The organism is Tamlana sp. s12, assembly GCF_016767215.1.
Taxonomy (GTDB): Bacteria; Bacteroidota; Bacteroidia; order Flavobacteriales; family Flavobacteriaceae; genus Pseudotamlana; species Pseudotamlana agarivorans.
On the sequence record NZ_CP068547.1, the window covers coordinates 223,332 to 235,438 of the forward strand.

The window sequence follows — 12,107 nt, forward strand, 5'->3', positions numbered from 1 at the left end:
TATGCGTTATTTAAAAATTTTAATTACTCTGGTTTGCCTCTACGCATCAAGCTGCTCTAATAACGACGACCATCAAGAAAAGCCAGACTACACTCCTGGTGATATTGACCTTGTAAAAACTTTTGGCGGCTCCTTAAATGAAAGCGGGAAATCTATCATTAAAACCAACGATGGCGGCTATGCTGTTTTTGGGTATACACAAAGCAACGATCGCGATGTTACCAATAAACCCGACGATTCGTTTGACTATTGGCTTCTAAAATTTAATCAAAATGATGAGCTTGAATGGCAGAAATCATATGGCGGTAGCATGGACGATAGAGGCGCAAGCTGCATTCTAACATTAGATGGCGGCTATGCTATTTTTGGTTATAGTCAAAGCAGCGATCGCGATGTCTCGGAAAATAACGGCGCTACAGATTTTTGGATGACTAAACTTAATACGACCGGAGATATCCTTTGGGAAAAATCGTTTGGCTTTTCAGGGCCAGATAATGGTAGAAAAGTCATTCAAACAGCAGATGGGGGCTACCTCCTTATTGGTGACCTAGACGTTACAGCATCAGGCGGTGAAGGCATTAGCAAATTAGCCTTTGCAAAACGACATGCTGGAGGTGATTATTGGGCGATAAAACTAAATCATTTAGGAGAAAAACAATGGAGCCATTATTACGGCGGAACATTTACCGATACACCGTACGATGTCGTTCAAACCGAAGACCTGGGATATCTCATTGTAGGATCCTCCGATAGTGATGATGTAGACATAAACAACAACAAAGGGTCTTACGATTTTTGGGTGGTAAAAATAAACGCCACAGGCACTTTAATTTGGGAAAAATCTTTTGGAGGTACTGGTATCGACGAAGCCTTTTCTATAACATCAACCCATGATGGCCATTATATGATAGTAGGCGATACTAGAAGTGACGATTTAGACGTTAGTTATAATCATGGTGCAGCCGATTTATGGGTAATTAAAATATCGCCAGACGGGACACTCATTTGGGAAAAAACTTATGGCGGAACAAGTTTCGACTCAGGTCGCTCTATTTCTAAAACGCAAGATCAAGGCTTTATTATTTCAGGAAACTCGAGAAGTATAGATGGCGATGTTTCGGAAAACAAAGGCCAAAATGATGCATGGATTATAAAAATCGATGCTTCAGGAAACTTGATTTGGGAAAAAACTATTGGCGGAAGCGCTATTGATTTAGCATTTGATGCCATCGAACTTAATAACAATAACATTATCGGCGTTGGAGAATCGAACAGTTCCAACGAAGACATCCCTTCTAACAAAGGGTTTTCAGATTTACTACTTTTCAAACTAAAACAATAACATGAATAAAATACTTGCTACAACCTGCCTCCTATGTATGATCCTATGCTCATGCCATAAAGATTTAGATGATGAGGTTTTTCCGACTTCAGTCACATTCAATTTTAGCCATTCATGGGACGACACGCCTGTAACAGCTTCCGATTTTAACAGCTTAGAATTCACCAATGCTCATGGAGAACTACTTAGTATTTCAAAATTACGCTACCTCATTTCTAGGATTACTTTTGAAAAACCAAATGGCGAATATTTTACGTTTGACGACCATTTTCTTGTCGATTTAACCCAAGAAAACACCCTGTCTCTCACACCAAATAACACCATACCACCAGGAGAATACAGCCATGTATATTTCACTTTTGGTTTTAATAATGAAGATAATTACATGAATTACACCGATTTGAATTCGGCATCATGGAACGTACCAGAGATGCTTGGTGGCGGTTACCATTTTATGCAACTAGAAGGCAAGTTTATAGATGCAACCAATACTGAAACAGGCTATGCGTATCACTACATAAGAGCGGTGGACAACACCCAATCGCCATTGGTTTTTGAAGACACCTTTTTTACTGTTGATATAGGAGCTGTTAATCTGAGTCAGACCACAAATTTTAATATTAACATGAATATTGCCGAATGGTTTAAAAATCCGAATACTTGGGATTTAAATCAACTAAACAACATGCTGATGCCTAATTCTGATGCACAAATGATGATGTATCAAAATCGTCAAAACGTCTTCAGTTTAGAATCTGTAAATCCGTTTTAAACTTTGAAAAAATGGCCGACATATCTTTTTACCATTATCATTTTCATAAGCACAGCTTGCTCTAAAGAAAATGAAGCTAGCTATGTCCCCACGCCTAGCCCTTTAAATATTCCACCTTTATTTGAATCGCTTATTTTATCACCGGTCATACCAGCAAACAATCCCCAAACTGTAGAAGGTATTGCACTTGGTAAAAAACTTTTTTTCGACCCTATTTTATCGGTAGACAATAGTTTAGCCTGTGCCAATTGTCATGCGCCAGAACTGGCATTTTCAGATTCCGAAAGCATCAGCTCGGGGGTAAACGGAACTTTAGGAAGTAGAAATGCCATGCCTCTTTTTAATTTAGCTTGGAATTACGACGAACTTTTTTTCTGGGACGGCAAAACCTTTAGCTTAGAACATCAAGTATTTGTTCCGGTTACAGATCCCTTGGAGATGCAAAACACATGGCCCGTCGTTGAAAACAAATTACAGCAACATGCCGAATATCCTGAGCTCTTTGAAAAAGCCTTTGGAACTTCAAAAATTGATTCGGTTTTGGTTGGAAAAGCTATAGCACAATTTGAACGCAGCCTAATTTCTGCGAATTCAAAATTTGACAAATATTTACTTGGTGAAGCCGATTTAACCCCCGAAGAACGCAACGGATTTGAGGTCTTTATGGACGAAAAACGCGGCGATTGTTTTCATTGCCACGGCAGTGATAAAAATCCGTTATGGACAGACAACATATTCCATAACAACGGTTTAGATGAAAACTTTAAAGATCTGGGACTAGGCGCGATAACCGGCGACCCTGCCGATCATGGCAAATTTAAAACACCATCGCTTAGAAACTTAGCATTTACGGCGCCTTACATGCATGACGGACGCTTCCTAACTTTGGAAGACGTTATCAACCACTACAGCGAAGGTTTAAAAAATTCAGCAACCATAGATCCGCTCATGAAAAAAGTGGCAAATGGTGGTGTAAATTTATCGGATAAAGACAAAGCCGATTTAAAAAAATTTCTACTTTCCCTATCTGATTATGAATTTGTTAATAATTCTTCTATTAACAAATAATAACAAAAAACTATGAAACTATTAACTAATATAATGTTAGGTTATGTGGTAATGCATGACTTATATTGTATATTTGCACTCTATTTTAAAAATAGGTTTAAATAGAATAAATTAATATAATTTTAACCACTGATTTTTATAGATAGTAGTTGCCATGTACAACAATAAATATAACATGATAAAATCGAACATAAATTATGATAAAAGTTTCTGAAACTGCTAAAAAGAAAGTGATTGAGCTTATGACCGATGATGGTTATGACGCCTCAACCGATTATGTGCGCGTTGGAGTGAAAAGCGGTGGTTGTTCTGGTTTGTCGTACGATTTAAAATTCGACAAAGAACAACAAGATGATGACAAAGTATTTGAAGACAATGGCGTAAAAATCATTGTTGACAAAAAAAGCTTTTTATATCTAATTGGCACCACTTTAGAATATTCTGGTGGATTAAACGGAACAGGATTTGTTTTTAACAATCCAAATGCCAACCGAACTTGTGGTTGTGGCGAATCATTTTCGCTGTAACTCTCAAGTTAGAATGTTAAAAGTTAAAAAGTAATAAAGTCAATGGCGAAAATTAATTCTTTTGAAGAAATCCTTTCGTGGCAAAAAGCAAGAGAATTAAATAGTGAAATTTATAAGTTAACAATTAATAATACCTCTTTTTCTAAAGATTTTGGATTAAGAGACCAAATAAGAAGATCAAGTATTTCAATTTCTTCAAACATAGCTGAAGGTTTTGAAAGAGAAACAACAAAAGAGTTCATTCGTTTTTTATATATAGCAAAAGCATCAGCTGGAGAATTTCGTTCTCAATTATATTTAAGTTTTGATTTAAGCTATTTAACAAATGAACAATTTGAAAAATTAAAGTTAAAAGTAAACGAAGTTTCAAAACTGATAAGCGGGTTAATAAAATACCTAAACTCAACTTTATAACATGCTTACTTTCAACTTTACAACAATATTATTAAAAATATGAGCAAGTATACCGAGGATGATTTACGCGAGGAGCTAAAAACCAAAGAATACGAATACGGGTTTTATACCGATATTGAATCTGACACGTTTCCTAATGGGTTAAACGAAGATATTGTACGCGCTATTTCGAAAAAGAAAGAGGAGCCACAATGGATGACCGATTGGAGACTTGAAGCTTTTAGAGTTTGGAAAGAAATGACAGAGCCAGAATGGGCAAACGTACATTATACAAAACCAGATTTTCAAGGGATTTCATATTATTCTGCCCCAAACAGCAAGCCTAAGTACGATAGCATTGATGAAGTAGATCCAGAATTATTAGCGACTTTCGAAAAGCTAGGTATTTCTCTTGATGAACAAAAGAAATTAGCAGGCGTAGCCATGGATGTGGTCGTCGATTCTGTTTCTGTTGCTACAACATTCAAGAAAACTTTAGGAGAAAAAGGTATTATTTTCATGAGTATTTCTGAGGCTATTAAAGAGCATCCAGAATTAGTGAAAAAATATTTAGGGACTGTAGTGCCTCAGAAAGATAATTTCTATGCCGCTTTAAACTCGGCCGTGTTTAGTGATGGTTCTTTCTGTTACATTCCAAAAGGCGTAAAATGTCCAATGGAATTATCAACTTATTTCAGAATTAACCAAGCAGGAACCGGACAATTTGAACGTACGCTAGTTATTGCTGATGAAGGGAGTTATGTAAGTTACTTAGAAGGCTGTACAGCACCAAGTAGAGATGAAAACCAATTACACGCCGCCGTTGTGGAGCTTATTGCTTTAGACGATGCCGAAATTAAATACTCTACTGTTCAAAACTGGTTCCCAGGAAATGCCGAAGGTAAAGGTGGTGTTTACAACTTCGTAACCAAACGTGGTTTATGTGAGAAAAACGCAAAAATTTCATGGACACAAGTAGAAACCGGTTCGGCAGTAACTTGGAAATATCCATCATGTATTTTAAAAGGTGATAACTCGGTAGGTGAATTTTATTCAATCGCAGTAACTAACAATTACCAACAAGCCGATACAGGAACAAAAATGATTCACTTGGGAAAAAACACCAAGTCGACCATTATTTCTAAAGGAATTTCGGCAGGAAAATCACAAAACAGTTACCGTGGTTTAGTTCAAATTAATTCTAGAGCAGAAAACGCCCGTAACTTTTCACAATGTGATAGTTTACTTATGGGTAACGAATGTGGTGCACACACGTTCCCATATATAGAAGCTAAAAATAAAACGGCTAAAATCGAGCACGAAGCTACAACAAGTAAAATTGGTGAAGATCAAATTTTCTACTGTAACCAACGTGGTATCGATACTGAAAAGGCGATTGCTTTAATTGTAAACGGATTTAGTAAAGAGGTTTTAAATAAACTTCCAATGGAATTCGCTGTTGAAGCACAAAAATTATTAGAAATTAGTTTAGAAGGTAGTGTAGGATAAAACAGGAATCTATAGCGATTTAAAATGAAAAAATTATTTTTTATCACATTAATTCTTACAGCATTTATAAGCTGTAAATCTGAATCTAAAACAGAGAACACTGTTTATAGCGACGACGAACTCACAACCATAAAAGGTGAATTTGTGTATTTTGACGGTGCTGGGGTTATCCAAACACACCGTAAAATATATGGTGTTTTAGACTCCGAAAAATTAAAGGAGCTTAATAGCAAAGCAGATAAAATCAAAACAAAACCAACAGATATGGTTTTAGTGGAGATTAAAGGAAAAGTTACAGATCAAAAAGACGACGTTATACTTTGGAAAAATAAGGTTGAAATTGTAGAAATACTTAAAGTAACACCTAACCCGAAAGAAAATAACGAAGTTGTAAAAATAGGAAACGAATAGAAGTATGTTAAAAATTGAGAATTTACACGCACGTGTTGAGGATAAAAACATTTTAAAAGGTATTAACCTTGAAGTGAAACCAGGCGAAGTTCATGCCATTATGGGACCAAACGGTTCAGGAAAAAGTACGCTTTCTTCTGTAATTGCAGGTAAAGAAGAGTATGAAGTAACCGAAGGTAAAATCTATTTTGAAGGTGAAGACATTGAAGAATTAGCTGCTGAAGAACGCGCACATAAAGGTGTGTTTTTATCGTTTCAATACCCAGTTGAAATCCCTGGTGTATCGGTAACAAACTTTATCAAAACGGCTATTAACGAATCTAGAAAAGCAAAAGGTTTAGAGGAAATGCCTGCTAAAGATATGCTTAAGCTTATTCGCGAAAAGTCTGAAATGTTAGAAATCGATCGTAAATTTTTATCACGTTCGTTAAACGAAGGTTTTTCTGGTGGTGAGAAAAAACGTAATGAGATTTTTCAAATGGCGATGCTTGAACCTAAATTGGCTATTCTTGATGAAACCGATTCTGGATTAGATATCGATGCCCTTCGTATCGTTGCAAACGGTGTAAACAAATTAAAAAGTAAAGACAATGCTGTAGTTGTTATTACGCACTACCAACGTTTACTTGATTATATCGTTCCAGATTTCGTACACGTTTTACACAACGGAAAAATTGTAAAATCTGGTGGTAAAGAATTAGCTCACGAGTTAGAAGCCAAAGGTTACGATTGGATTAAAGAAGAAGCCTCTTTATAGTTTTTCTGTTTAAGGTTTAATGTTTCAAGTTCATGGCAACGATAACTAAATTTGAAGATTTAGAAACATGGAAAGAAGCTAGGCGTCTTTTTAATCAAATAAAAGACATTGCTAACGAAACAGATTTAAAAACAGATTATCGATTAAAAGACCAAATAAAAGCCTCATCTGGGTCTGTAATGGACAATATAGCCGAAGGCTTTGAAAGAGATGGAAACTTAGAATTTCGTCAATTTCTTTCAATAGCAAAAGGTTCAGCTGGAGAAGCAAGGTCACAATTATATAGAGTTTTTGATTCAGAATATATTTCAGAAGAAAAACTTAGAACATTAGTTTCAGAATATGAACAGTTAAGCAAACGCTTATCGGCTTTCATTTCATATTTGAACAAAAAAGATTTTAAAGGAAACAAGTTTAAGTAATTAGGGTTGAGTTAACAACTTGAAACTTTTTAAACCTTAAACTTGAAACGATTTATAACAATGGATTTAAAAGACAAATTAGTATCATCATTTTTAGCATTTGAAAACAAGGTCGATGTCGACACGCACGTTCATAATGTTAGATCTGAAGCTATAAAAATATTTGAAGAAAAAGGCTTTCCTACGAAAAAGGAAGAAGCTTGGAAATACACCTCTTTAAATAAATTATTAAAAGAAGATTATAGCGTTTTCCCAAAGCAAGAAAATGCCATAGATTATAAAGATGTTAAAAAATATTTCATCCACGAAATCGACACATATCATGTGGTTTTCATCGATGGAAAATATTCTTCACATTTATCGAACACCACACATGATGGTATCGATGTGTGTTTAATGTCTTCTGCTTTAACAAATCCGAAATACCGCTTAATTATTGAAAACCATTTCAATAAAGCAGCGACTACCGATAGTTTACCATCGTTAAACACGGCGTTTTCACAAGAAGGTGTTTATGTACACATTCCTAAAAATAAAATTGCCGATAAACCAATTCAGTTTATCAATTTTTCAACAGGTAACGAATCGGCTACATTACTTCAGCCTCGTAATTTAATTGTTGCTGAAGAGAATGCGCATGTTCAAATTATCGAGCGTCACCAAAGTTTAACAGAAAACCCTGTTTTAACCAATAGTGTAACCGAAATTTTCACTAAAAAACGTGCTATTGTCGATTATTACAAAATTCAAAATGATGCCGAAAATGCCTCACTAATTGACAATACCTTCATTAAGCAACAACGTGAAAGTATTGCTTCGGTACATACATTCTCATTTGGTGGAAAATTAACTAGAAACAATCTTAATTTCTTCCAAGAAGGAGAACGCATCGATTCTATATTAAAAGGTGTCACTATTCTTGGCGACAAACAACATGTCGATCACAATACTTTGGTACACCATATCGAACCTAATTGTGAGAGTCATCAAGATTACAAAGGTATTTTTGGGGATAGCTCTACAGGGGTTTTCAACGGAAAAATTATTGTAGAAAAAGAAGCCCAAAAAACCAACGCTTTCCAAGCAAACAACAATATTTTAGTAAGCGATAAAGCAACGATCAATACCAAACCACAATTGGAGATTTTTGCCGACGACGTAAAATGTTCTCACGGTTGTACCATTGGTCAGCTAGACGAAAGCGCCATGTTTTACATGCAATCGCGTGGTATTCCTAAAAAAGAAGCTAAGGCACTTTTAATGTATGCCTTTAGTAATAACGTGTTAAGTTCGGTTAAAATACCTGAAATTAAACAACGTATCAATAAAATTATAGCTAACAAATTGGGGGTTAGCATAGGTTTCGACCTTTAATTTCTCTTAAACAAATTATTTTTTGAGCTCCTTCCCGCTTTCGGTTAAAGTCCCAAAAGCGGGATCCAAGGACTCTCTGAGAGGAGCTTCAACAAACGCCTCAATCGGGGCCCAGACCAAACAAGCCATGATCAACGTAGAAGACATCAGAAAAGATTTTCCCATTCTTTCTCGCAAAGTAAATGGCAAACCTTTAGTATATTTTGATAATGCAGCAACATCACAAACCCCAAAACAGGTTATTGATGTTATTGTAGATTACTATTCAAATTACAATGCCAATATTCACCGCGGTGTTCATACTTTAAGTCAGGAGGCCACCGATTTATACGAACAAGCCCGTTATAAAATACAAGCGCATTTTAATGCCAAGTTTTCGCATGAAATTATTTTCACTTCGGGAACTACGCATGGCATCAATTTAGTCGCAAACGGATTTTCATCACTTCTAAAAAAAGGTGATGATATTATTGTATCGGCCTTAGAGCATCACTCTAATATTGTGCCTTGGCAAATGCTTTGTGAGCGTACTGGCGCCACTTTAAAAGTTATTCCTATGAATGACGATGGCGAATTGGTGATGAGTGAGTTTGATAAACTCCTTTCTGCAAATACGAAACTTGTTTTTACAAATCACGTTTCAAACGCGTTAGGCACCGTAAATCCTATTGAATACATTATTGAAAAAGCCCATGAGGTTGGAGCAGCCGTTCTTATTGACGGTGCACAATCTGCGCCACATATTAAACCTGATGTTCAAAAATTAGACGTCGATTTTTATGTGGTTTCTGCTCATAAAATGTGTGGTCCTACCGGCGTTGGCGCTTTATATGGTAAAGAAGCTTGGCTAAAAAAACTACCGCCATATCAAGGTGGTGGTGAAATGATTGCCGAAGTTACTTTTGAAAAAACCACCTATGCCGAATTGCCTCATAAGTTTGAAGCTGGTACACCTAATATTGCCGGTGGTATTGTTTTTGGAGCAGCTATCGATTATATGAACAACATCGGTTTTGAAGCCATAGCAAATTATGAAAATGAGCTACTGGAATACGCTACTGAAAAACTTTTAAACATTGAAGGTTTAAAAATTTATGGAACTTCAAAACATAAAACCTCGGTAATTTCATTCAACTTAGAAGGCATTCACCCTTACGATGTAGGTACTATTTTAGACAAACTAGGAATTGCCGTTAGAACAGGTCACCATTGTGCACAGCCTATCATGGATTACTACAAAATTCCAGGAACCGTTAGAGCTTCTTTAGCTTTTTATAATACTAAAGCGGAAATAGATAGTCTTGTGGAAGGTGTTAAAAAAGCAAAAATGATGTTGGCTTAAGGAAAACACCTTCAGTTTACTTTATTTTATGTGACTGCTCGTTATATGTCATACCATTACTTTTGAAGTCAATCTGAACCTCCTGAAATAAAAGTTTCAATAATTTATTTTAACTTCGCTAACAAACCCTTGTTAAGTTTTTGATTATGAAACTCGTAAGCATTCTTATTATAGTCTTAATGTCATTAAAAACCTGTGGTTCATTAAACACTACTAAAGCAAAAACTCAAGGTGGTGTTTCTAAAGAACAGCAAGCGACTTCCGAAGACTTAATTACTTTTGAATATCTGGCAACCACAAGAAATTCATACTATAAAATTAGAGTTATTGAAAACCTCATAGTCGTTAGCAAAAAGCGAGGAAAACCTGGACCACCTGTCATGCTTCCACAACCAGAATGGGAACGGTTACTTGAACTTCTAGATGCCATTCCACTAAGCGAAATTCCGAAATTAAAAGCACCAAGTAAAAATTATGCCTTTGACGGTGCAGCACAAACCACACTAAAAGTCACCGTTAACGAACACACCTACCAAACCCAAGCCTTCGACGAAGGCAATCCGCCAGAAGCCATTAAGGCACTAGTAAAAGAAATTACAGATCTGGCTACTAATATGGAATAAGGAAAGAGAAACCAATCGAGGTGACTTAAAAAAAATAAAAACACAAGAATCTGATATTTCAGCGGTATTTTAAAACCTTAATTTATCTAATAACTGTATATATTGTATTTTTGCTTAAAATTTGAGATTAATGAGTATAGAAGAGATACAAAATGAAATCATAGATGAATTCTCAATGTTTGAAGATTGGGAAGAACGCTACCAATATATGATTGATTTAGGGAAAGATTTACCCCTTATCGACGACCAATACAAAACGGACAGCAACATCATTAAAGGTTGCCAAAGTAAAGTTTGGGTACATGCCGAAATGCAAGACGATAAATTGGTGTTTACTGCCGATAGTGATGCCATCATCACCAAAGGTATTATTGCGATTCTGATTCGTACTTTTTCTAATCAGCATCCTAAAGATATCATTCATTCAGAAACTGATTTTATTGATAAAATCGGCCTTAAAGAACATTTATCGCCAACCCGAGCAAATGGTCTAATCAGTATGATAAAGCAATTAAAAATGTATGCTATTGCTTATCAGACCCAGTTGAAATAAAATAGATTTCCGCCTGCGCGGAAATCAAAATAAAATTATACGATTATGAGTGAAAATATAGATACCGCCGAACTCGGCGAAAAAATTGTAAATGTTTTAAAAACTATTTACGACCCTGAAATTCCAGTAGACATTTACGAATTAGGATTAATCTACGACGTTTTTGTGAATGAAGACAATGATGTTAAGATCTTAATGACCTTAACAACACCTAATTGTCCTGTTGCCGAAACCCTTCCTTTAGAGGTAGAAGAAAAAGTAAAGTCACTTGACGAAGTTAAAGATGCCGAAGTTGAAATTACTTTCGATCCACCTTGGACTCAAGAACTGATGAGCGAAGAGGCGAAATTGGAATTGGGTATGCTTTAGAATTAATTAATAGTTAAAAATTAAAAGTTAACAATTAATCCTCCTGTTTCTTCCACAAAATATCACTTAACAGTATATTCAAAAACAAACATTTATATGGCTGATGAAATCATCAATCGCGTGGCGAATAGCAAATTAATCACGATTAACTTAGAGGATTATTACCCTAAAGAAAATCGTGTATTATTTGACATTAAAGATTGGCTTTACGAAGGATTTGTGCTTCGTGAAAAAGATTTTAGAGACCAGGTTGCCAGCTTCGATTGGAGTCAATTTCAAGACCAATATATTGCCCTAACCTGTAGTTCGGATGCCATCATTCCAGGATGGGCCTATATGTTGCTTAGTATTCAATTGCAACCTTTTGCCAAAAAAATTGTAGTTGGTAGTTTGGACAACCTTGAAACGTCCATATACCAAGACGTAATAAACCAATTAGATGTTTCTGAATTTGAAGGAAAACCTATTATTATAAAAGGTTGTTCCAATAAACCTGTGCCGCAAAACGCCTACATCATGCTTGCTAACAAATTGCAGTCTGTTGCTAAATCCATTATGTATGGCGAAGCTTGTTCGTCGGTACCCTTATACAAAAACAAATAACCCTTAATATTAACAAACATTACAAATCAATCCATTTTATTA

At 35.6% G+C, this 12,107-nt stretch carries 15 protein-coding genes; all 15 read left to right on the plus strand.

The annotated features are described in order from the left end of the window. Nucleotide 1 precedes the first annotated feature (1 nt). The gene (locus JJL45_RS00980; RefSeq protein WP_068601341.1) at nucleotides 2–1,342 is read left to right on the plus strand and encodes a hypothetical protein; all 1,341 of its coding nucleotides are present in this window, start codon (nucleotides 2–4) and stop codon (nucleotides 1,340–1,342) included. Between the two features lies 1 nt (nucleotide 1,343). Continuing rightward, on the plus strand, nucleotides 1,344–2,114 hold the full coding sequence (locus JJL45_RS00985) for an MbnP family protein (protein ID WP_068601339.1): 771 nt from the start codon (nucleotides 1,344–1,346) through the stop codon (nucleotides 2,112–2,114). A 3-nt stretch (nucleotides 2,115–2,117) separates the two neighbouring features. Beyond that, nucleotides 2,118–3,182: a cytochrome-c peroxidase gene (locus JJL45_RS00990; protein WP_082935834.1), complete on the plus strand. Its 1,065-nt coding sequence runs from the start codon at nucleotides 2,118–2,120 to the stop codon at nucleotides 3,180–3,182. A gap of 197 nt (nucleotides 3,183–3,379) precedes the next feature. Then, complete coding sequence (locus JJL45_RS00995; RefSeq protein ID WP_067144901.1) at nucleotides 3,380–3,709, plus strand: HesB/IscA family protein; 330 nt, start codon at nucleotides 3,380–3,382, stop codon at nucleotides 3,707–3,709. A gap of 42 nt (nucleotides 3,710–3,751) precedes the next feature. Then, entirely contained in the window at nucleotides 3,752–4,123 is a 372-nt protein-coding gene (locus JJL45_RS01000; protein WP_068601337.1) for a four helix bundle protein, read from the plus strand. Nucleotides 4,124–4,162: 39 nt separating this feature from the next. Beyond that, nucleotides 4,163–5,611 (plus strand): Fe-S cluster assembly protein SufB, encoded by a 1,449-nt coding sequence (gene sufB, locus JJL45_RS01005; RefSeq protein ID WP_068601335.1) that lies wholly within the window; start codon nucleotides 4,163–4,165, stop codon nucleotides 5,609–5,611. A 24-nt stretch (nucleotides 5,612–5,635) separates the two neighbouring features. Further along, nucleotides 5,636–6,022, plus strand: coding sequence for a hypothetical protein (locus JJL45_RS01010; RefSeq protein ID WP_068601332.1), 387 nt, complete (start codon nucleotides 5,636–5,638; stop codon nucleotides 6,020–6,022). A gap of 4 nt (nucleotides 6,023–6,026) precedes the next feature. Continuing rightward, nucleotides 6,027–6,779 (plus strand): Fe-S cluster assembly ATPase SufC, encoded by a 753-nt coding sequence (gene sufC, locus JJL45_RS01015; RefSeq protein ID WP_067144904.1) that lies wholly within the window; start codon nucleotides 6,027–6,029, stop codon nucleotides 6,777–6,779. Nucleotides 6,780–6,811: 32 nt separating this feature from the next. Beyond that, nucleotides 6,812–7,201 carry a four helix bundle protein gene (locus tag JJL45_RS01020; RefSeq protein ID WP_068601330.1) on the plus strand — a complete coding sequence of 130 codons (390 nt, stop codon included), beginning with the start codon at nucleotides 6,812–6,814 and terminating at the stop codon, nucleotides 7,199–7,201. Between the two features lie 60 nt (nucleotides 7,202–7,261). Then, nucleotides 7,262–8,575 (plus strand): Fe-S cluster assembly protein SufD, encoded by a 1,314-nt coding sequence (gene sufD, locus JJL45_RS01025; protein WP_068601328.1) that lies wholly within the window; start codon nucleotides 7,262–7,264, stop codon nucleotides 8,573–8,575. A 127-nt stretch (nucleotides 8,576–8,702) separates the two neighbouring features. Next, nucleotides 8,703–9,917: an aminotransferase class V-fold PLP-dependent enzyme gene (locus JJL45_RS01030; protein WP_067144907.1), complete on the plus strand. Its 1,215-nt coding sequence runs from the start codon at nucleotides 8,703–8,705 to the stop codon at nucleotides 9,915–9,917. A gap of 146 nt (nucleotides 9,918–10,063) precedes the next feature. Beyond that, nucleotides 10,064–10,540 (plus strand): hypothetical protein, encoded by a 477-nt coding sequence (locus JJL45_RS01035; RefSeq protein ID WP_068601327.1) that lies wholly within the window; start codon nucleotides 10,064–10,066, stop codon nucleotides 10,538–10,540. 130 nt (nucleotides 10,541–10,670) lie between these two features. Continuing rightward, nucleotides 10,671–11,093: a SufE family protein gene (locus tag JJL45_RS01040; protein WP_068601325.1), complete on the plus strand. Its 423-nt coding sequence runs from the start codon at nucleotides 10,671–10,673 to the stop codon at nucleotides 11,091–11,093. Nucleotides 11,094–11,138: 45 nt separating this feature from the next. Continuing rightward, nucleotides 11,139–11,462 carry an SUF system Fe-S cluster assembly protein gene (locus JJL45_RS01045; RefSeq protein WP_067144910.1) on the plus strand — a complete coding sequence of 108 codons (324 nt, stop codon included), beginning with the start codon at nucleotides 11,139–11,141 and terminating at the stop codon, nucleotides 11,460–11,462. Between the two features lie 96 nt (nucleotides 11,463–11,558). Beyond that, complete coding sequence (locus JJL45_RS01050) at nucleotides 11,559–12,065, plus strand: DUF2480 family protein (protein WP_068601324.1); 507 nt, start codon at nucleotides 11,559–11,561, stop codon at nucleotides 12,063–12,065. Nucleotides 12,066–12,107 lie beyond the last annotated feature (42 nt).

What these genes read in the sequence shown, in the direction of transcription:
- JJL45_RS00980 (WP_068601341.1), top strand. Translation starts at nt 2, where the DNA reads ATGCGTTATTTAAAAATTTTAATTACTCTGGTTTGCCTCTACGCATCA.
- JJL45_RS00985 (WP_068601339.1), top strand. Translation starts at nt 1,344, where the DNA reads ATGAATAAAATACTTGCTACAACCTGCCTCCTATGTATGATCCTATGC.
- JJL45_RS00995 (WP_067144901.1), top strand. Translation starts at nt 3,380, where the DNA reads ATGATAAAAGTTTCTGAAACTGCTAAAAAGAAAGTGATTGAGCTTATG.
- JJL45_RS01000 (WP_068601337.1), top strand. Translation starts at nt 3,752, where the DNA reads ATGGCGAAAATTAATTCTTTTGAAGAAATCCTTTCGTGGCAAAAAGCA.
- sufB (WP_068601335.1), top strand. Translation starts at nt 4,163, where the DNA reads ATGAGCAAGTATACCGAGGATGATTTACGCGAGGAGCTAAAAACCAAA.
- JJL45_RS01010 (WP_068601332.1), top strand. Translation starts at nt 5,636, where the DNA reads ATGAAAAAATTATTTTTTATCACATTAATTCTTACAGCATTTATAAGC.
- sufC (WP_067144904.1), top strand. Translation starts at nt 6,027, where the DNA reads ATGTTAAAAATTGAGAATTTACACGCACGTGTTGAGGATAAAAACATT.
- JJL45_RS01020 (WP_068601330.1), top strand. Translation starts at nt 6,812, where the DNA reads ATGGCAACGATAACTAAATTTGAAGATTTAGAAACATGGAAAGAAGCT.
- sufD (WP_068601328.1), top strand. Translation starts at nt 7,262, where the DNA reads ATGGATTTAAAAGACAAATTAGTATCATCATTTTTAGCATTTGAAAAC.
- JJL45_RS01030 (WP_067144907.1), top strand. Translation starts at nt 8,703, where the DNA reads ATGATCAACGTAGAAGACATCAGAAAAGATTTTCCCATTCTTTCTCGC.
- JJL45_RS01035 (WP_068601327.1), top strand. Translation starts at nt 10,064, where the DNA reads ATGAAACTCGTAAGCATTCTTATTATAGTCTTAATGTCATTAAAAACC.
- JJL45_RS01040 (WP_068601325.1), top strand. Translation starts at nt 10,671, where the DNA reads ATGAGTATAGAAGAGATACAAAATGAAATCATAGATGAATTCTCAATG.
- JJL45_RS01045 (WP_067144910.1), top strand. Translation starts at nt 11,139, where the DNA reads ATGAGTGAAAATATAGATACCGCCGAACTCGGCGAAAAAATTGTAAAT.
- JJL45_RS01050 (WP_068601324.1), top strand. Translation starts at nt 11,559, where the DNA reads ATGGCTGATGAAATCATCAATCGCGTGGCGAATAGCAAATTAATCACG.